18 protein-coding genes are annotated in these 18,925 nt (G+C 43.1%); 9 read left to right on the top strand and 9 right to left on the bottom strand.

The window, feature by feature from the left end; genetic code table 11:
• Positions 1 to 3 precede the first annotated feature (3 nt).
• The 4 genes from J2W55_RS12325 to carA form a co-directional block, all read right to left on the bottom strand.
• Entirely contained in the window at positions 4 to 327 is a 324-nt protein-coding gene (locus tag J2W55_RS12325; RefSeq protein ID WP_310096087.1) for a DUF6686 family protein, read from the bottom strand.
• A gap of 81 nt (positions 328 to 408) precedes the next feature.
• A complete protein-coding gene (locus tag J2W55_RS12320) occupies positions 409 to 1,335 on the bottom strand; it encodes a DUF6607 family protein (RefSeq protein WP_310096085.1) in 927 nt (308 codons plus the stop codon).
• Positions 1,336 to 1,440: 105 nt separating this feature from the next.
• On the bottom strand, positions 1,441 to 1,851 hold the full coding sequence (locus J2W55_RS12315) for a hypothetical protein (protein WP_310096083.1): 411 nt from the start codon (positions 1,849 to 1,851) through the stop codon (positions 1,441 to 1,443).
• A 100-nt stretch (positions 1,852 to 1,951) separates the two neighbouring features.
• Entirely contained in the window at positions 1,952 to 3,052 is a 1,101-nt protein-coding gene (gene carA, locus J2W55_RS12310; RefSeq protein ID WP_310096081.1) for a glutamine-hydrolyzing carbamoyl-phosphate synthase small subunit, read from the bottom strand.
• A gap of 314 nt (positions 3,053 to 3,366) precedes the next feature.
• Between carA and panB the strand changes: the two genes are divergently transcribed.
• Both panB and J2W55_RS12300 read left to right on the top strand, forming a co-directional pair.
• A complete protein-coding gene (gene panB / locus J2W55_RS12305) occupies positions 3,367 to 4,182 on the top strand; it encodes a 3-methyl-2-oxobutanoate hydroxymethyltransferase (RefSeq protein WP_310096079.1) in 816 nt (271 codons plus the stop codon).
• 51 nt (positions 4,183 to 4,233) lie between these two features.
• Entirely contained in the window at positions 4,234 to 4,959 is a 726-nt protein-coding gene (locus J2W55_RS12300; protein WP_310096077.1) for an RluA family pseudouridine synthase, read from the top strand.
• Between the two features lie 26 nt (positions 4,960 to 4,985).
• On the opposite strand, the gene yiaK is transcribed toward J2W55_RS12300, so the two are convergent.
• Positions 4,986 to 5,975, bottom strand: a complete 990-nt coding sequence (gene yiaK / locus J2W55_RS12295; RefSeq protein ID WP_310096075.1) for a 3-dehydro-L-gulonate 2-dehydrogenase — start codon at positions 5,973 to 5,975, stop codon at positions 4,986 to 4,988.
• Between the two features lie 186 nt (positions 5,976 to 6,161).
• Between yiaK and J2W55_RS12290 the strand changes: the two genes are divergently transcribed.
• Positions 6,162 to 6,680, top strand: a complete 519-nt coding sequence (locus tag J2W55_RS12290; RefSeq protein ID WP_310096073.1) for a hypothetical protein — start codon at positions 6,162 to 6,164, stop codon at positions 6,678 to 6,680.
• Positions 6,681 to 6,808: 128 nt separating this feature from the next.
• The gene (gene purN, locus J2W55_RS12285; protein ID WP_310096071.1) at positions 6,809 to 7,387 is read left to right on the top strand and encodes a phosphoribosylglycinamide formyltransferase; all 579 of its coding nucleotides are present in this window, start codon (positions 6,809 to 6,811) and stop codon (positions 7,385 to 7,387) included.
• Positions 7,388 to 7,734: 347 nt separating this feature from the next.
• Here purN and J2W55_RS12280 read toward each other — a convergent pair whose 3' ends face one another.
• Entirely contained in the window at positions 7,735 to 10,095 is a 2,361-nt protein-coding gene (locus tag J2W55_RS12280) for a TonB-dependent receptor (protein WP_310096069.1), read from the bottom strand.
• 347 nt (positions 10,096 to 10,442) lie between these two features.
• Entirely contained in the window at positions 10,443 to 11,351 is a 909-nt protein-coding gene (locus J2W55_RS12275; RefSeq protein WP_310096068.1) for a serine hydrolase, read from the bottom strand.
• Between the two features lie 255 nt (positions 11,352 to 11,606).
• Here J2W55_RS12275 and lpxK point away from each other — a divergent pair, with 255 nt between their 5' ends.
• Genes lpxK through J2W55_RS12260 form a run of 3 tightly spaced genes read left to right on the top strand, consistent with a single transcriptional unit; the run spans position 11,607 to position 15,545 of the window.
• A complete protein-coding gene (gene lpxK / locus J2W55_RS12270; protein ID WP_310096066.1) occupies positions 11,607 to 12,650 on the top strand; it encodes a tetraacyldisaccharide 4'-kinase in 1,044 nt (347 codons plus the stop codon).
• The gene (locus J2W55_RS12265; protein WP_310096064.1) at positions 12,634 to 13,449 is read left to right on the top strand and encodes a purine-nucleoside phosphorylase; all 816 of its coding nucleotides are present in this window, start codon (positions 12,634 to 12,636) and stop codon (positions 13,447 to 13,449) included. Before lpxK ends, J2W55_RS12265 begins: the two co-directional genes overlap by 17 nt.
• Positions 13,449 to 15,545 carry a putative porin gene (locus tag J2W55_RS12260; RefSeq protein ID WP_310096062.1) on the top strand — a complete coding sequence of 699 codons (2,097 nt, stop codon included), beginning with the start codon at positions 13,449 to 13,451 and terminating at the stop codon, positions 15,543 to 15,545. The genes J2W55_RS12265 and J2W55_RS12260 overlap by 1 nt, the downstream gene beginning before the upstream one ends.
• 76 nt (positions 15,546 to 15,621) lie before the next feature.
• Here the strand turns inward: J2W55_RS12260 and J2W55_RS12255 are convergent, their stop codons facing one another.
• Complete coding sequence (locus J2W55_RS12255) at positions 15,622 to 16,803, bottom strand: asparagine synthetase B (protein WP_310096482.1); 1,182 nt, start codon at positions 16,801 to 16,803, stop codon at positions 15,622 to 15,624.
• A 305-nt stretch (positions 16,804 to 17,108) separates the two neighbouring features.
• On the opposite strand from J2W55_RS12255, the gene J2W55_RS12250 reads away from it, so the two are divergent.
• Positions 17,109 to 17,546, top strand: a complete 438-nt coding sequence (locus tag J2W55_RS12250; protein WP_310096061.1) for a peptidylprolyl isomerase — start codon at positions 17,109 to 17,111, stop codon at positions 17,544 to 17,546.
• A 90-nt stretch (positions 17,547 to 17,636) separates the two neighbouring features.
• Positions 17,637 to 18,155, top strand: a complete 519-nt coding sequence (locus J2W55_RS12245) for a DUF5606 family protein (RefSeq protein WP_310096059.1) — start codon at positions 17,637 to 17,639, stop codon at positions 18,153 to 18,155.
• 31 nt (positions 18,156 to 18,186) lie between these two features.
• Here the strand turns inward: J2W55_RS12245 and J2W55_RS12240 are convergent, their stop codons facing one another.
• Positions 18,187 to 18,879, bottom strand: coding sequence for a hypothetical protein (locus J2W55_RS12240; RefSeq protein ID WP_310096057.1), 693 nt, complete (start codon positions 18,877 to 18,879; stop codon positions 18,187 to 18,189).
• Positions 18,880 to 18,925 lie beyond the last annotated feature (46 nt).

The following is an 18,925-nucleotide window of genomic DNA, read 5'->3' as shown; positions in this document are numbered from 1 at the left end:
CTGTTAGTTATTGTTCATCAGCGCATATATTTCCTGCATATAGACGGCCTCATCCATGGCTGCCTGAAAATCCTCCCATTCATCCATTGTAAAGGTAAATTGTACATCATTTACAGGAGTGCGCATTACCAGTCGGTCCTGCCCATCAGGAAAAGCATGCATGTGTTCGGCAAAATCAAGTTCGGCACTAAAATCCTTAAACGCTGTAAACTGTTCTGGCGAAAAGCTCAGTATCAGGTTATTATTCCAAATAAAAATACAACGGCATTCAGCACACCGGCTTATAACCGATACGCCTTTTTGACTTATAACTTTTGAATCGCACATGAGGTTGTTAATTTAAATTTGTGCCTGCCCGGCGGCAAAGCCATTGCGCGCGGCGTTTGCTCATGGGCAGGACTTTATATTTTAAACCGTTTTTTCCAGGTAACTGGTTATTACTTTGCGGGTTGCGGCTTTGCTTTTTTCCGCATCCCACTTTTCTTTTATCGATTGATCAGCCATTTCAAATAGCCGCTCAAACAACAGCTTACCATCTACTTTTCCTTTTAATTGCAGTGTGCCCGGGGCAGCATATACCTGGTCCCATACCTGCCGAACGGCTGTCCAATAAGATTGCTGTTGTTTCCACCAGTTTTTGGCAAAAGCGAATTTAGCTTCATCGGCACGCGTAAATTCTTCGTAGCCTTTCTCTCTGGTCAGCAACTTATCACCGTCCGCAGTCCTGATAATCTTTTGGTTATCCTGCTCATACATCCAGCCATTAGCGGTTAAATATACCCGGTTGCCCCGGCGCAGCACATTGTAATCGCTCCGTTTGGTAAATTCCCGGCGAGGCAGCGGTGAGTCGCACTCACTTTGCCATTGATGACGGGCATCAACATGCACCCAGGTACCAATACTCTCATATCGCGGACTATCATCAACCTGGAAAACCTTTTGCACCCAGCGTCCTTTGGTTTCGGCTGGGGTAAGTTTTGTTTTTTTCCAGGTATTGTTTTTATCAAAGGTTAATATGTTTTGTTCTTCATATACCCAGTCCTCACGCCAGTGCTTAATTACCGAGCTATCGCCGGTTACCAGTATGTGCTGAATTACTATTTTCCCTGGGGTTTCCTGTTCAACAACCGCCCATTCGTATCCATAATTGTGATATTGGGGATGATTACGGTAAGACGTATCAGGCGAAAAAGTTTCGGCATAATCAAATGTTACCTTATAAAAACCGCCAAGCGCCAGTATAGCTGCCCTGTCCTGCTCCAGTTTACTTTGAGCTTTTGTTAATGTTGCCTGTGAAGCAATAAGCAATACTATAAGACCGGGGATTTTTTTCATGATACCGAGCTTTGAACAAACCTTATCGATTGAACAAGAGCAAAGTAATACCTTATTTAGAATAAATCCAAATAAAAATAAAAAAAGCTTATATACAGCTACTTATCAAGATAACATTTCAGTTAAGGTATTGAACCACTCTTTATCATGGGTGTATACCCCGTTAAAATCAATGATAAGATAGATACGCTTAGTTTCAAATGCAGTTACATAATATTCTATTCTTAAAGGCTGCCAAAGTATACCCAGGCTTTTTACAGCCGTAACCGGGAAAAGGTCATCAAAACCAATATACAGCTGCTTCATATTACTAAGGGGTATGATCAGGTCCTCATCATCATTTATTCCTTCAATGATCAGGGTCGTGGTACTTAAAGCTATATTACCTTGATGATGTTGCAGCGCTTGCACCCCGGATACCATTCCCGCAAGTATTTTTCGGCTTGATGATATTTCGGCCAACTCATGATCATAGCTCCACTTAGCTGTACCTTGTAATAAAAACTGAGTAGGCATAACATTTGTAAAGTTTAAGGAAAGTTATCGAAGTTTAGCGTAACAAAAAAGCCTTTCAGGTTTTAAACTTGAAAGGCTTTTAATATTTATATCAGCAAACTTACGACATCAGTTTAATAAAGTCATCAAACAGGTATCTTGAGTCATGCGGGCCTGGTGATGATTCAGGGTGATATTGTACCGAGAATGCTTTTTTATCTTTTACACGGATACCTTCTATTGATTGATCATTGAGGTTTACGTGGGTAATCTCTACTTTTTCAGAAGCCCTTACCGCCTCAGGCACTACACCAAAACCGTGGTTTTGAGAAGTTACCTCGCAGTGATTGATGATAATATTTTTAACCGGGTGGTTCAATCCGCGGTGACCGTTAAACATCTTTTTGGTTGGTATGTCATTGGCTAAAGCCAGTAACTGGTGGCCTAAGCATATACCAAACATCGGTTTATCCGCAGCCAAAATTGATTTAACTGTATCAATAGCATATGGCATAGCTGCAGGATCGCCGGGACCGTTTGAAATAAAGTAGCCTGTTGGTGCAAAATCCTTTTCCATTTCTTCAAATGAGGTTTTTGCCGGGAACACTTTAGCGTAAACATCTCTGTCATCAAAATTACGCAGGATGTTTTTCTTAACACCAAGATCAAGCACGGCTACACGGTAAGCAGCATTTTCATCACCAAAAGTATAAGTTTCTGTAGTTGAAACTTTTGATGATAGTTCCAGCCCATCCATGGAAGGAACCTCAGCCAATTTAGCTTTTAACGCATCAATATCCAGTATTTCTGATGATATGATTGCGTTCATGGCTCCTTTATCGCGAATGTGACGAACAAGCTCGCGGGTATCTACATCAGATATACCTACCAGGTTTTGCGATTGAAAATAATCCTGTATTGACTCATCGGCCTGTTTGCGGCTATAAGCAATGTTGTAATTTTTACAAACAAGGCCGGCAATTTGAATATTACCTGATTCAACTTCAGCATTAGCGATGCCGTAATTGCCTATATGGGCATTAGTGGCAACCATTATTTGTCCAAAATATGATGGATCTGTAAATATCTCCTGGTACCCGGTCATCCCTGTATTAAAGCAGATCTCGCCGGTAGTAGTACCAATTTTTCCCGCAGCTTTACCATGAAACACGGTTCCATCGTCGAGTAGCAGCACAGCCGGTAGTTTGGTGAAGTAGGTCATTTATTAAAAAAAATTAATGGATTATTAAATCGGATCGCCTGGTTCAAAGCCCCGTGAAAACTGATTGAAATATTGAAGTAAGGAACTTCTTGATTCACGCCGCAAAATTACGGTTTTATTTCGGAAATTGAAATTACGATTTAGGTTTTTTTGAATTTGACCCTTGGAATAGCTTTTGGCCGTTCCGGCGGCCTTCACCTGTACTACCTTATCATCGAAATCCGTATATAAAAAATCCGAAAGCGAACATCAAAAAACCGAAATAATTTGCCATACCTTTGCATGTCTAATGCTAAAGGACTTAAATATTTATCATGTCTGTAAATAAAGAAGTTAAAAGGATCACTACGCATACTGTGCAGGAAATGAAAAACCGTGGCGAGAAAATAGCCATGCTTACTGCCTATGACTACTCAATGGCAACCATTGTAGACGATTCAGGGATGGATATTATCCTGGTGGGTGATTCGGCCTCAAACGTAATGGCCGGTCATGAAACCACACTCCCAATCACGCTCGACCAGATGATATACCATGCATCATCGGTAGTACGCGCAGCCAAACGGGCTTTGGTAGTGGTCGATCTTCCTTTCGGATCCTATCAGGGTAACTCAAAAGAGGCATTGAACTCTGCTATCCGCATCATGAAAGAATCAGGGGCACACGGCGTTAAAATGGAAGGCGGGGTTGAAATTGCTGAATCAGTAAGCCGTATACTCACCGCCGGTATTCCTGTAATGGGCCATTTAGGATTAACACCCCAGTCTATTTATAAATTTGGCACTTACACCGTACGCGCTAAACATGATGCCGAAGCGCAAAAATTAAGAGAAGATGCAATTAAGCTGCAGGAACTGGGCTGTTTTGCCATTGTGGTTGAAAAAATACCAGCCAAACTGGCTAAAGAGGTTACTGAGAGCGTACAGATACCTATAATAGGCATAGGCGCCGGCCAGTATTGCGACGGACAAGTATTGGTGATACATGATATGCTGGGTATTAACAAGGGTTTTAAACCCCGTTTTTTGCGTCAGTATGCCAATTTATATGAGCAGATGAATGAGGCTATAAAAAATTACATTGGGGATATAAAATCAAACAGCTTCCCGAACGAACAGGAACAATACTAAATCCGACCATTTTTTACTAAATGTGATAGTTTTTCCGCAATAAATATAACAATGGCCAGGCCTGAATTTAATTATACCAGTTATGATATTACCGATAAGGATATCCTTTACGAGGATAACCATCTTATTGCCGTAAATAAACGTGCCGGTGACATTGTACAGGTAGATGAAACCGGCGACGAATCATTGGATGAGAAGGTAAAAAAATACATTGCAAAAAAATACAATAAACCCAATGGCGCTTTTTTGGGCGTTGTACACCGTTTGGACAGGCCGGTAAGCGGTGTTATTTTGTTTGCCAAAACCAGCAAGGCTTTAGACAGGATCAACAAAATGTTCAAAAGCCGCGATATGCATAAAACCTATTACGCCGTTGTACGCAAAAGACCACATCCAGAGACTGGCACTTTAATTCACTGGCTGGTTAAAAACTCACAGAAAAATGTAACAAAGGCCCATGATCGCGAGGTTCAGGGCAGTTTACGGTCCGAACTGCATTATAAATTGGTTGCAGAGCTTAACGGCTATTATTTAATTGAAGTTGATCCAATTACCGGCCGTCCGCACCAGATCAGGGTGCAACTGTCAACCCTTGGGACACCTATCGTGGGCGATAATAAATATGGTTATCCGCGTGGCAGCCTGCGTAAAAGCATTTGCCTGCACGCACGTCGTTTAACTTTTATCCATCCGGTAAAAAACGAACCCATTGAAATCATTGCTCCCGTTCCGCACGACGGCTTCTGGGAAAAATTTGAAGGCATGATGATTCAGTAAGGAAGACATAAATATACTCTCTCCTACTATAACCCCAATACAGTATTCCATATCTTTTCGTCTACCAAAACACCATCCCTAAGGTTTCGTTCCCTGGTTAATAATGTATTTTCGCCTGGATATGATATAGTTACACCCTCATGCTCAGGGCTACTTGTTTTGGTATAAGCGATAATCTCCTCAATCAATGCAGCGGTTTGATCGTCATCATTAGGTTTAATAACGATAAACACCTGCGATATGCCCGCCTCATTACCGCTTTGGGTAATCTTTGCTGTAGAGTTACCGCCGCTTAAAACAGTGGCCAGTAGGTCAAGCACTAATGATAAACCCGATCCTTTCCAGAAACCCACAGGAAGCAGACGCTGTGATTGCAATATTGCCGTAGCATCGGTGCTTAAATTCCCATCTTTATCATAACCGCCGGGCAGCGGAAGTTCTTCATTTTTTGATTGATACTGTATTAACTTGCCTACCGCGTATTGTGATATGGCCATATCAAGCACTACGTGCCCATTTTTACGCGGCACGGCAATAACCAGTGGATTGTTGCCTAAACGCGGGTCGAGGCCGCCCCAGGGTGGTAAATTGGCAATAGTATTAGTAAAACAAATACCTATATACCCCGCTTCGGCAGCTTGCCACCCGTAAGTGCCGCCACGCATCCAGTGATTGGTATTTTTAATAGCTACGCAACCTATGCCATTATTTTTTGCCAGTTCAATAGCCCGGGCCATGCAAAAACCGGCATTAAGCATACCTGGGCCAAAGTTACCGTCCCATTGTTCAATTGCACCAAAACCACCTTCCTTTGTTGGCTCGGCCGCAGGTTTCACTAAGCCATCTGTTATATGCTTTACAAAAACCGGGAAACGGTTTAATCCATGGGTATATACTCCGTCGCGGCTGTTTTCAGCAAAAATAGTCGCGCATTTTTCTGCCTTTTCGGCGGTAAAATCAAGTTTGGTTAATATCCGTTTAAATTCAGCTTTCAGTTCTTCAAAAGGGATACGCATAAGCAGACAGGTAAATTTCAGAACCAAAAGTAAAAATTCAAGAGCAGTAAGTTAAACTTTACGTCCAATTTTTGAGTATGGGGTACCTTGTACCCTGGTAAAATAATTTCATTTTAAAAGAGTTATTATTACATCGCGGTTGCCAACTAATAACCGGGAATATTTATTTTTGCCTGCATATATTCAATGAAAGCTAAATTTCCGCTCCTTTTTATTTTAGGTTTAGTTATTATTAACCTGTTGAGTAATTCGTGCAAAAAGGATGCAAATAGCAATATTGCCCATTTGCTCACAACAGGGACCTGGGAACTGGCCACTATTCAGGTTACCAATTATATAGGCGATGCCCAGATTTCGGTTGATACACTAAATGACAGCTGTAATTTGTCTCAGTTTTTCGTTTTTCATACTGATAACACCTGTACTTATACCAATTTTGCCTGCATAAATCAAACCACAAGCGGTACATGGACACTAACGCCAAACCGGCTGTTTTTCGCTTCAGATATGGTTTGCAAAGATACCGTAGCCGGCGGAAAAGGGACATTGGAGAATGTGAAACCTTTTGAAAACACCCAGATATATACTTTAGGCGTGTATTCCCTGGTACTGCAAACCGGAGATGTGCAACCTAACTATTCGTCAACCAAGAGAAGAAAAATAATCCGTTACGGATTTATCAAGCAAAAAGCAGTAACACAATAAGTAAACTTTTATATTTGGGTCATGATTAAAAGGGTTTGTTATTATAAAGTTACCGGGAACATACATCAAACCAATATAAATAAACTGTTACCGCTACCATCACCACGTTTGAAAAGCAACTAATTTTAATGAAGAAACGAATTGCCATTTTTGCTTCGGGTTCAGGGTCAAATGCACAAAAGTTAATGGAGCATTTTAAACGCAATGCCGACGCCGAAGTAGTACTCATTTTGACCAACAACCCACAGGCTTACGTATTACAACGGGCCGACAACTTTGAGGTACCATCGCATATATTTACCCGGCACGAGTTTTTTGAAACAGACGATGTGATCAGGCTGCTCAAAAACCTGCAGGTTGACCTCATTGTATTAGCCGGCTTTTTATGGCTTGTACCTGCCTCATTATTAAAGGCTTTCCCCAATAAGATCATTAACCTGCACCCTGCCCTGCTGCCTAAATACGGCGGTAAAGGCATGTATGGCGATCATGTGCATAAAGCTATTCTTGATGCTAAGGAAGAAGAAAGCGGCATTACCATACACTTTGTGAACGAACAGTTTGACGAGGGCGAGATCATCCATCAATCTAAATTCAAGATAGAGCCCGGGGATAACCTGGAGATGATAAAATTTAAGGGCCAGCAGCTGGAGCACCACCACTTCCCAAAAGTTGTGGAAGCTTTGTTAAAAAAAATGAAGAGCTGATCAACTGATCTTTTAAAACCCCTCGTTCTGACCGATTTTTGAACCAAGACTTTTTAAAGCTTTATTTTAACAATAATTGGCTATAAAATGACTCAAAAATGGTTGAAACAGCGTTTTAAACTTTCAAAGAACATAAATTTTAACACTTTACAGCCTCTTTTCTGATAGTTTTTAAAACTTTAATAAGCTGTTTTACAACTAAAAGAAGCAAAACAGATTTTATTTGAGTTATTTCACGCTATTAAACATAACAGCCCGGTGCTCCATTATGAGGAACACCGGGCTGTTATGTATACAAAAATACGCAAATTTATTGCAAAACACCTTTGCTTATTTGCGGTTTCAATTTAAAAATTGGTGCTTAATGATACCCCATAAGTGCGCGGGTTGCCTAAGTGCGACGCGCCAAAATCGTAGGCGTAATCAATATATTTTTTGTTGCCAATATTGCTTTCCCAAAAAAACAGGCTGAAGCTTTTGGTATCAACGCCTATCCTTGCGTTAAATTTGCTATAGGCCTTTTGCTCAATTTTGTTGGCAAGGTCAAAATATTGGTTACCCAGATAGCGCCATTCGCCACGAGCTACCAGCTTTACGCGCTGCGGGCCGCTAAGCTCATAAGCATATTGCGCGGCCAGCATGCTGGTTACATCGGGCGTATAAATCTGCTTGTTCCCTTTCAGGTCGACTACTTCGCCATTATTGCCTACAGCCAGGCTGGTATAGCGGGCGTGGGTATAACCAAAATTATAATCAAACAATAAACCCTTTACCGGCGTAGCGCTCAGTTCAAGCTCGGCGCCTTTACTGTTTAATTTCCCCGCATTTTTGGTAACGGTAATAGCATCGGGCAGTATCAGCGTAGGCACCTGCGCATCAGTAACACGGGTGTAAAACACGGCTACATTTACCCGCAGCTTGTTATCCAGGAAACTGTTTTTTGAACCGATCTCATAATTGTTGCTGTACTCGGGTTTAAAAGTGTACAATGGCGGTTGTGATGGGTCAGATGATAATTCCGTAATACCGCCCGCCCTAAACCCGCGACTGTAACTTGCATATAAGTTATTATTGGCCGATAAATGATAAGCAATACTCAATTTTGGCGAAAAAGCTTTAAAGTTGGCTTTTGATGAGGTATCACCCTGTGTAACTATGGCATCCTGACCGTCGGGCTGAAACTCGCCTTTAACACTCTCTTTTTTGTGCTCATAATCATATCGTAAGCCCGCCGTAACATCCCATTCCTCGTTAATGGCATAAGTAAGCTGCCCATACACAGCAAGGCCAAAATTTCTGTCGGTATTAGTGTTAATGCTTGTAAAATCGGTCATTGGCGAACCTACAGCCGCGGCATCGGCGCCAAAATGCGTACCTACCCTATTTGGGGCATAATGATAAAAACCGTAAGTACCGGCGGTCCACTTGAGGGCCGAGGTTGACGATGCCGGTGAAGTAAACCTAAACTCCTGTATACCGGTTTTTACCTTATTCCAGTTGCCGCCATAATTATTTACTATGGAAACCCCGTCAATAGGCGAAAAATCACCATCTATAGGTGTGGTATAATACCTGTTATTTACCTGGTATGACGATTGAGAAGTAAAGTTAAAATCGCTGCCGGCATAGTTAAGGGCCAGCGAGGTATTAAACGTATTATCAATCATGGTGGTAGTCGCGTTCTGATCTACCTTGTATGGGTTAGTCAACGCCTCGTCGGGCGAGCCCGCCAGCGCAAACGCGCCATTATTGCGGTTGTTATAATTTTTAACATTAAGGGTAAGCGCCAGTTTTGAAGTAGCTAAAAATTTGAGGTAGTAATTACCTAAAAAAAAGTGTTGTTTATCAAAATGACTGTTATTAAATGTGTTGGTATAAAAACCATTAAAGGCAGAGTAAATGCCCGCAACGCCTAAAAACAGTCTGTCTTTTATCAAGGGCGTGCGCAGGCCCAGACTGTAGCGCTGCTGTCCGTAGTTACCAAAATCAAGACCTGCAAAACCGCTTACCGTGTTGGTGGGTTGTTTGGTGATGATATTGATAACCCCGCCGGTGGCATTGCGGCCATACAGTGTGCCCTGCGGCCCTCTTAAAACCTCAATCCTTTCTACATCAAGCAACTGGGGTATATAAGTGTCAAGTCCGTATTGGTTCACGCCGTCAACATAAGTGGCCACAGCCGGGTCATATGACGTTGTTACAATACCCCTTATACCGCTTACCGTACGGTTATCACCCGGTCCGGCCGAGTTTAGATTGGGTGCTATAGCGGTAAGGTCTTTCAAATCCGATAACCGGTAATCGCGCACCTGCTTTGCCGATAGCGTTGAGATACTGGACGGTACCCGCTGGGCATCCTCCTCATATTTTTGAGCGGTTACGGTTACTTCATCCAGCTGGTTGCCCGCATCCTTTAATTGTATGCTCAACAACTGGCCATTACTGCCAACTGTTATCTCCTGGCTTTTAGCCGCGTAACCAACGGCGCTGATATGTATGGTGTAGTTGCCTGCGCTCAGTCCTCTGAATAAAAACTTTCCGCTTTTATCCGCAATTGCGTGATAATTGGTATTGAGCAGGTAAACCGAAGCACCCGGTATGGGCTGGGTTTTATCGTCGGTTACCGTACCTGATAAGGTAGCAAGGGTTTGCCCCTTTACAACAACAGCAAACAGGATCAATACTAATAAAGTAAGCGTTTTTTTCATATAACTGGCAGTAGTTTATAAGTGTAAATTAAACACAAAGATATAATTTCCAATTATAGCAAGGCTTTTGCCGGTTTGTCAAATTGAAAATGCCTCACCCAACCCTCTCCAAAGGAGAGGGCTTTAAAAATGCTCGGTTTACCGTTGAGGTTTAGAGGGGGGCTTTCGCCACAGCGTAGGGTTGTAAAGGAGGTTTTATTCGTTTTTTTGGAAGAGATGCCTCACCCAACCCTCTCCAAAGGAGAGGGCTTTAAAATGCTTGGTTTACCATTGAGATTTAGAGGGAGCTTTCACAGTAGCGTATGGCTGTAAGGGCGGTTTAAATGACGTTTGTCGAAGTTTTTACTTTATTCGTTCTTCATGTATTTGTCAATCCCTTCGGCGGGTTCCCAATCGCTGCCCGGTTCAAAATAGTGCCACAACAGGGCCGATACCTTTTTTATCAGCAAACCGGCTTCATTATCAGGCAGCCAGCGCTGGTCGGCATTATGATTGGTGATGATCGAGAACACATAATCGCCATGCGGGGCGTTCACCAGTACCGTTTCTGATTTCGATTCGTCAAGGGCCCCTTGTTTGGATATCGCCTGTACATATGGCGGAATTTGCGACAATGCCTTATCGTCCCAATATATTCGCATCATATTGCGGTACATACGTTCGCTGGCCGCAGCGCTAATCGCCTTACCCTGCCTGATCATTGTGAACAGGCGGCACATTTCAAACGGCGTGCTCACTCCCCAACCGTAAACTTTACGTATGGCCTCGCGCCCGGGCACACGCGAGTTTACCCGCATTACCTTAAAGCCATTTTGCTGCAGCCAGTTATTAATATAATCGCCGCCTACCAGCTTTTGCAGCCAGGTGCTTGCTGTATTGTCGCTCATGGTGATCATCAGCATGGCAACCTTGCTCAGCTGTATGGTATCCTTATCTTTAAACGAACCCAGTATATCTTCGCCCGGGTACAATAACGAATCGCGGTAAACCAGTTTTTGGTTGTATTGCATCTCGCCTTTTTCAATCTTATCCATCAGGCCGCATTGTATGCTCACTTTGATCATGCTGGCGGTAGGGAACAGTGTATCAGCATTTATAGCAGCGGTTTTACCTGTTTTAAGGTTATGCACATAAATGCCCGCCTGACCATGAAAGCCCCTGATGGCATCCTGCAATTGCCGGGTAAGCCTGTTATCAGTTTGTGCAAAAACTACCGGGGTAATAAATAAAAAAAGGAATAGGAGCCTGAGTTTCATTGAAGGAGTGGTTGAAATACTAAGTTATAAAAATGAGCTTAAAATATTAAAAAGTTTGTCGTGCTCAGGAACAAAGGATCTTCTTAGCCCTGCCAAGCGCCGGTTTTTTTATTTGAGAAGACGCTTCACTATCGCCGGGATGAAAAATAGTTTTTTTCCAAAGCTTCAAAACAGATATTAGCCACATTCAGCTAAGGTTTGTTAAAACCAATACCATTTCATCTCAAAAATCCCCTAAGTTTGTATTTAACATATATGATATACCTGCGCTGGCTTTTGTTTCCGTTTTCGCTGCTGTATGGCCTGGTGGTGGTTATCCGCAACTGGTGCTATAACGCAGGCATATTTAAAAGCCGCAAATTTGAGTTGCCGGTGGTAGCTGTTGGCAACCTGGATGTGGGCGGAGCCGGCAAAAGCCCGATGACCGAATACCTGATCCGCCTGTTTAAAGACAATTACAGACTGGCAACGCTCAGCCGCGGATATGGACGTACTACCAAAGGTTTTGTGATGGCATCTGCCGAAAGCAAAGCATCAGACATTGGCGATGAACCTGCACAATTCAAGCATAAATTTTCGGGTATTGATGTGGCCGTTTGCGAAAAGAGAGTTGAGGGTGTTGAGCGACTAAAGAACGATCATGATGTTATTATTCTTGATGATGCCTACCAGCACCGGGCGGTAAAACCGGGTTTCAGCATTTTGCTGTTCGATCATAGCCGTATGCGCCAACCCCGTTTATTATTACCTGCGGGTAATTTGCGCGAGCCCTTTGCCGGCCGTAAACGTGCCGATGTTATTGTGATCAGCAAATGCCCGTCAGCGTTGACACAGGACGAACAAAACCATATTATTGAACGGATAAAACCTTACCCGCACCAGCAATTATTTTTTACCTCAATAAGCTATCTGCCCCTGTATCACATAGCAGGCACACCCGCCGATGATACTATTGACGCGGATACCACAGTATTTGTATTAACCGGCATAGCCAATCCGGTGCCCTTATTATCACACCTGAAAAAGCAAACGCGGCACATTATCCATCATAATTATCCCGATCATCACCGGTTTAGCTTAAAAAATATCAGTAAACTTGCCGATGATTTTTTAGGCTGTACTTCACAAAAAAAACTGATCATCACAACAGAAAAGGATGCACAGCGTTTAGGGGAACAGGAATTGTTGCCGCTGGTAAATAAACTGCCTTTTTTGGTGCTGCCGATAGGGATAAACTTTATAAACGATACGCAACAGCAATTTGACGAATTAGTACATACATATGTTAGAAAATATTGAAAGCACCGTTAGGTATATTAAAAGCCGTATAGGCGATTTTGAACCCGAAGCAGGTATAATTTTAGGCACCGGGCTTGGTGGCTTGGTAAAGGAAATTGAAGTTGAAAAGCAGCTGATGTACTCCAATATCCCTGATTTTCCAATATCCACCTTAGAGTTCCATTCCGGTAAATTAATCTTTGGCACACTGGCCGGTATAAAGGTGGTGGCTATGCAGGGCCGCCTGCATTATTATGAGGGTTATAACATGCAGCAGATCACGTTTCCGGTGAGGGTGCTCAAATACCTGGGCGTTAAAACCCTGTTTGTGTCAAATGCCAGCGGCTCACTTAATCCTGATTTTAAGAAAGGCGACCTGATGGTTATTGCCGATCATATAAACCTGCAACCGCAAAACCCGCTTGTTGGCCGTAATGACGCCGAGCTTGGTCCGCGCTTTCCTGACATGAGCCAGCCTTATCAGCGCAGCCTTATTGATAAAGCGCTAACAATAGCAAAAGCAAACAATATTACCTGCCATAAAGGAGTTTATGTAGCTGTAACCGGCCCCAACCTTGAAACCAAAGCCGAATACAATTATTTAAGGATTATTGGCGGCGATGCCGTTGGCATGAGCACCGTACCTGAAGTTATTGTTGCAAACCACATGGCGCTGCCTGTATTTGCCATATCGGTATTAACTGATGAAGGGTTTACGGAAGTACTGGAGCCGGTATCGCTTGAAGAAATAATAAAGGTTGCCGAAGAGGCAGAACCCAAACTTACATTGATACTAAAAGAACTGATAGCCGGTAGTTAATGCGCATAAAGCTAAAATATATTTTACTGTTGCTGGTGTGCCTGTCGGCACAGCATGTTTTTGCGCAATATGGCCAGCCAAACCGCACCCGGCCGCTACCAACCCGCGATACCATTAAACAGCCCACCAGGCAGATCAGCGATGATGAGATGCTTGACAGCTTGCGTAAAAAAGAAGATAATAAGAAGGACTCCGTAGTTTATAATTCAAAGTTTATACGCGTTACCAATGAGAGCCTGCTCAATGACAGCACTCAAACATTTGCAATTGATACCGGTATTACCAATTTTGAAAACTACAGCCCCCTGCTTGATCCGCGCAACCCGCGTATACACCTGGGCAATACCGGCCTTGCCCAAAGGAGCCTGCTGTTTGAGCCTGTTAAAACAATAGGTTTTGACGTTGGCCTGCACGCGCTTGACATTTACGAAATAAGGCCGCAGGATATTAAATACTATAACACAAGGGTGCCTTATAGTTTACTCTCGCTCTTTAATGGTTTTGGGAGCTCGGCCGAGCAGTTGTTTAAAATAATTCATACCCAAAACGTAAAGCCTAATTGGAACGTAGGGTTTAATTTAAATTTTAATGGTTCAAGAGGGTTTTACAGTTACAGCAACGTGCTTGGCCAAAATGCCAGCGGCCTCAATGCAGCAATATTTACCTGGTACGAATCAAAAAGCAAACGGTATAACCTGTTGGGCAATGCTATATTTAACAACCTGAAGGCTCCCGAAACAGGTTCCATACTAAAGGATGATATTTTTACAGACCCAAGTAACCAGCCTTTTTTTAAAAATTCGGCTCCGGTACGCCTCCCCAACAGCTACGAGAACTGGAACAATAAGAGTATTTATATTAAACAATTTTACTATCTGGGCCGCATTGACAGCTTAAATAAGGGGAAAGATAATTCAAAAGTTTTGCCCACCCAACGGGTAGCCCATACTTTTTACGTACAAAACGGGCGGTATAATTACATACAAAGTGATCAGGATACTTACAACGTGTTCCCTGATTATTATTACAGCGACAGGCGGTCGCGTGATTCTTTGGTGTATACTCATATTCAAAACGAGTTTTCCTATAGTTTTTATTTGAGAAGCAAATCGGTAAAGTTTGTAAAAAACGAACTTAAACTCGACCTTGGCCTGGCGCACGATTTTTGGCACTATACCCAGTTTGTAAGCGATACTGCTTTAAATCAATATGGCGCCAAATTTATACACCAGGCCAGGGTACAAAGCTCAACCTTTCAGGATATTACGCTTAAAGCAAAGTTAAGCTATCGCTTTAGCGACCGTATTGGCCTTGATGCCGACTTTAGGCAGATAGCACAGGGCCGTAATTTTGGCAATTATTTATATGATGCCAAACTTATACTTGCCGGGGGCAACCGGGTAGGCAAGATCATTTTAGAGGCCTACTCTCAAAACAGCTCGCCCCCTATGGTATACACTAACTGGGTATCCAATCATTACATTTTTCATAACGACTTTAGTAATCAAAAAACCACCAGTTTATCATTCAACTATATCAACAATCCGCTGCAGTTGGATATCAAGGCAGAATATTTCTTAATTGCCAATTACCTGTATTTTACCGCGCAGCCCGGTGGCAATGATGCCCATCCGGCACAGCTGGGGAATGATATTAACTTACTTAAAATAAGTATCGGTAAAAATTTAAAGTGGCGCAGGTTGCATTTTGATAATTATGTGGTATATCAGAAAACAGACTACCAGTCAACCCTGCGCACCCCCGAAATTTATACGTACAGCAATTTGTACTTTACCAGCACCCTGTTTAACGTTTTACAATCAAGCATAGGTATTAATGTACGGTACAATACCGAATATGTGGCTCCGTCATATGCGGTGGGTTTAGGGCAGTTTTACAACGGGCCGAATGTCACCTTCTCATCGTACCCGATAGCGGGCGTTTATTTTAAGGCTACCCTGCAGCGCACCAATTTATTCCTGATGTATGATTATGCCAACCAGGGCCTGTCAAGCAAGGGTTACTATACTGTAAACCGCTATCCGCAACAGGACCACCTGCTCAAATTTGGAGTAAGCTGGACATTTTATAATTAGGTTCCGGAAGCGGGTTGCCAGTAGCGGGTTGTCCGTTGCGTGTAACAGGTAAGGCCCCGAACCAGTGCCTGAACAATCACGTTTTCTGTTTCTTCTTTTTAGCCGCCGGGAACAGTACATTATTCAATATCAGGCGGTACCCCGGCGAGTTGGGGTGCAGTTTCAGGTCTGTTGGCGGGTCGCCTACAGCATGCTGGTAATCTTCGGGATCATGACCGCCGTAAAAGGTCCATTGCCCCTTACCATATTCGCCGTGTATATAGCGGGCCTCGTTAGCTGTTTTCATCTCGCCCATGATGGTAACGCCGGGCTTAAGCATACTTTTATTAAATGCGGTGGTAAGACCCATAAAACCTTTGATTACCTTGTCGTGGTCCTGGGTGAGCATACTGGGCACCACATCCCACTTGGCCGAAAAATCAAACAGCGTAAAAAAATCTTTGGCGCGTTCAATCTGCCGGGTCGAGGTAACATCAATATTGCTGAACTGGTGCGATATGGGGTTCATATCCAGCGTAAAATTCTGGAACGCAAATGTTTGGGCGAAATCAAGTTTTGATTGCGCATCCGGATCGGCCGCGTCGCCATCAAACATCCGTTCGCAAATATCGGTGTTAGCTGCCGCCAGGGCAATATCAAAGGTATCGGTGCCCGAGCACATCGCAAACAGGAAGCCGCCGCCCGCGCAAAAATCGCGTATATTCTTAGCCACCGCCAGTTTCATTTGTGATACCTTTTTAAAGCCGAGCTTGCGGGCCAGATCTTCCTGCCCCTTCACATCATCACTATACCACTGCGCAAACCTGAAAGCACCGTAAAACTTGCTGTACTGCCCGGTAAAATCTTCATGGTGCAGGTGCAGCCAGTCATATTTGGGTAAGTCGCCGCGTATCACTTCCTCATCATATACCACATCATAAGGTATTTCGGCATATTTTAAAACCAGTGTTACCGCATCATCCCAGGGTAGTTTATTCTTTGGCGAATAAACCGCCATTTTAGGCGCCTTTTCAAGTTTCACAATGTCCATATTTACAGATGGATCACTTACTTCGGTGATGATCTCGTTCACCTTGGCATCGGCCAGCACCTGGTAGCTTACGCCCCGTATTTTGCACTCCTCTTCTATTTTGGGATCATACTTCATCATAAAACTTCCACCGCGGTAGTTAAGCAGCCAGTCAACCTCCTCGCCGTTCTTTAAGGTCCAAAAAGCAATACCATATGATTTCAGGTGATCTTTTTGTTCATCATCCATGGGCAGCAAAATGGAAGCGGCCCGGCCGAGGGCAGGTAAAAGAATCAAAAGCAGACAGAAAAGTGAAAGGCGAAAGGTGAAAGGTAAAAGGTGTGTTTTATGGATTTGATTATTCACTATTCGGTATGATTTTATTGATGCTGATTATCAAATGTAACGAATAAACGCTTAATGTATTACGATCGGCCTCCTATCTTTTGCTGCCTGTTCTTTTCGCCTGTCCTTTAACCTTTAACCTCCAAATCTTTTCCCTTTCATCTCAATTTTATTACCTTTGCCAACTGTTTTTAAAAAAACAAACAAAAATGAGCAAAGCAATTATAAAAACTGAAAAAGGCGACATGACCGTTGAGTTTTTCGACAAAGACGCCCCAAATACTGTTGCTAACTTTAAAAAATTAGCCAAATCAAATTTTTATGACAACGTGATATTTCACCGCGTTATACCAAACTTTGTAATACAAGGTGGCGATCCAACCGGTACAGGTGCCGGCGGCCCGGGTTACAAAATTGATTGCGAACTTACCGGCGAAAACCAATACCATGACCGTGGTGTACTTTCAATGGCTCACGCAGGCCGCAATACCGGCGGATCGCAGTTTTTCATTTGCCACAGCCGGGATAACACCGCGCATTTAGACCGCAACCATACCGTTTTTGGCAAAGTTGTTGAAAATGTTGAGGTGGTTGACGCGATACGCCAGGGCGACAAAATTTTAACCATTGAAGTAATAGAAGAATAGGGAATAGTGAGTGGTTGATTAAGCTGATCAGTTTTTAAAACTAACTAATCGCGTTACTCAATCAACCACTTACCTAATCAACCAAAACAAATGAATTTACAAGGAATTGTAGCTGTATCGGGCAAACCGGGCTTATGGAAAGCTTTGGCGCAAAATAAAAATGGTTATGTACTGGAGAGCCTTGATGCTCAAAAAACAAAACTGGTGGCCAACCTGTCAACCGCCAAATTAGCTGCCCTGAGCGAAATCACCATTTTTGGTGTTGATGATGATATTAAGCTTACGGATGTATTTGAGCAGATGAAAAATGCAACCAGCATACCTGATGCAAAAGCTGATGGTAAGAAGCTTAGGGAGTTCTTTTTTGAGGTAGCCCCTGATCATGACGAGGAAAAAGTTTATGCCTCTGACATGAAAAAGATAATATCATGGTATCAGCTGCTTAAAGACCTGCCGCTTTTTAACGAGCCGGATCCAACCGTTGCGCCCGCAGAAGCTGAAGAGCCCACTGCTGTTGAAACACCGGTTGCCGTTGAAGAAACTGCGGAAAAGGCACCTGCCGAAGCCCCGAAACCAAAGACAAAAAAAACCACAAAAAAAGCCGAATAATCGGCTTTTTTTGTGAAATCATATTCTTTAACTATTCCGTATCGGTATAGGCATCGCCCCCAATAAAGATGATGGTATTGGTAGCGTGGGCCGGAGAGCCCATGGCTCCCAGTGCAAATGATTTTTTAACTACCTTTCCACTAATATTAAACTCTATGGTATTGCCGTTAATGCGATAGGTGCCTGCTGATCCGCTCTTTTTCCAGGCGGCAGCATTTGGGGTTGAGATACCGCCGTTTGTTCCCTGCGTAAAATGAGTATCGTCTACAAAGTTAATTTTATTGATAACAAGCGCGTTGGTGCCGTTCCCATAATCGCCGCCGCTTACTTTTTCATACGACCTTTTAAGTTTAATGGATCCGGTGTAGGCGTAAGCTGGGAACCAATTACCTGCACCTAATTTATAATCATAACTTTTGCCGTCGCTGCCAGTAAGGTAAAAAGTATCCCCCGTTTTTTTCCAGGTGCCCCAGGCTTTGGGCCGGCTGGCTTTGGAGGCACGGATATCTAATAACTCAAGCGGTTCTTCACCAATGTCAAAATATTCGCCGTTTTTAAAAAGCACTACCGGCTCAAACGCAATGGCGGCAGGATAACCGCTTACCGCCCTAAAATACCATCCGGCAACTTCTGGAGGGGATGTTAATATTTTTGCTGATATAAACCCAGGATTTTGGGCAAGCGCTAAAAATGTGAAACATAAAACTAAATGTTTGGCTTTCATAGTGATCTATATTAAGGTTAACTCAACTATAAACCAAAAAGATGTA

Source organism: Mucilaginibacter pocheonensis (assembly GCF_031456535.1).
Lineage (GTDB): Bacteria > Bacteroidota > Bacteroidia > Sphingobacteriales > Sphingobacteriaceae > Mucilaginibacter > Mucilaginibacter pocheonensis.
The sequence above is the reverse complement of the archived record's forward strand: the minus strand, read 5'-3'. Positions and strand labels throughout refer to the sequence as shown.

What these genes read in the sequence shown, in the direction of transcription:
- J2W55_RS12325 (WP_310096087.1), bottom strand. Translation starts at nt 327, where the DNA reads ATGTGCGATTCAAAAGTTATAAGTCAAAAAGGCGTATCGGTTATAAGC.
- J2W55_RS12320 (WP_310096085.1), bottom strand. Translation starts at nt 1,335, where the DNA reads ATGAAAAAAATCCCCGGTCTTATAGTATTGCTTATTGCTTCACAGGCA.
- J2W55_RS12315 (WP_310096083.1), bottom strand. Translation starts at nt 1,851, where the DNA reads ATGCCTACTCAGTTTTTATTACAAGGTACAGCTAAGTGGAGCTATGAT.
- carA (WP_310096081.1), bottom strand. Translation starts at nt 3,052, where the DNA reads ATGACCTACTTCACCAAACTACCGGCTGTGCTGCTACTCGACGATGGA.
- panB (WP_310096079.1), top strand. Translation starts at nt 3,367, where the DNA reads ATGTCTGTAAATAAAGAAGTTAAAAGGATCACTACGCATACTGTGCAG.
- J2W55_RS12300 (WP_310096077.1), top strand. Translation starts at nt 4,234, where the DNA reads ATGGCCAGGCCTGAATTTAATTATACCAGTTATGATATTACCGATAAG.
- yiaK (WP_310096075.1), bottom strand. Translation starts at nt 5,975, where the DNA reads ATGCGTATCCCTTTTGAAGAACTGAAAGCTGAATTTAAACGGATATTA.
- J2W55_RS12290 (WP_310096073.1), top strand. Translation starts at nt 6,162, where the DNA reads ATGAAAGCTAAATTTCCGCTCCTTTTTATTTTAGGTTTAGTTATTATT.
- purN (WP_310096071.1), top strand. Translation starts at nt 6,809, where the DNA reads ATGAAGAAACGAATTGCCATTTTTGCTTCGGGTTCAGGGTCAAATGCA.
- J2W55_RS12280 (WP_310096069.1), bottom strand. Translation starts at nt 10,095, where the DNA reads ATGAAAAAAACGCTTACTTTATTAGTATTGATCCTGTTTGCTGTTGTT.
- J2W55_RS12275 (WP_310096068.1), bottom strand. Translation starts at nt 11,351, where the DNA reads ATGAAACTCAGGCTCCTATTCCTTTTTTTATTTATTACCCCGGTAGTT.
- lpxK (WP_310096066.1), top strand. Translation starts at nt 11,607, where the DNA reads ATGATATACCTGCGCTGGCTTTTGTTTCCGTTTTCGCTGCTGTATGGC.
- J2W55_RS12265 (WP_310096064.1), top strand. Translation starts at nt 12,634, where the DNA reads ATGTTAGAAAATATTGAAAGCACCGTTAGGTATATTAAAAGCCGTATA.
- J2W55_RS12260 (WP_310096062.1), top strand. Translation starts at nt 13,449, where the DNA reads ATGCGCATAAAGCTAAAATATATTTTACTGTTGCTGGTGTGCCTGTCG.
- J2W55_RS12255 (WP_310096482.1), bottom strand. Translation starts at nt 16,803, where the DNA reads ATGGATGATGAACAAAAAGATCACCTGAAATCATATGGTATTGCTTTT.
- J2W55_RS12250 (WP_310096061.1), top strand. Translation starts at nt 17,109, where the DNA reads ATGAGCAAAGCAATTATAAAAACTGAAAAAGGCGACATGACCGTTGAG.
- J2W55_RS12245 (WP_310096059.1), top strand. Translation starts at nt 17,637, where the DNA reads ATGAATTTACAAGGAATTGTAGCTGTATCGGGCAAACCGGGCTTATGG.
- J2W55_RS12240 (WP_310096057.1), bottom strand. Translation starts at nt 18,879, where the DNA reads ATGAAAGCCAAACATTTAGTTTTATGTTTCACATTTTTAGCGCTTGCC.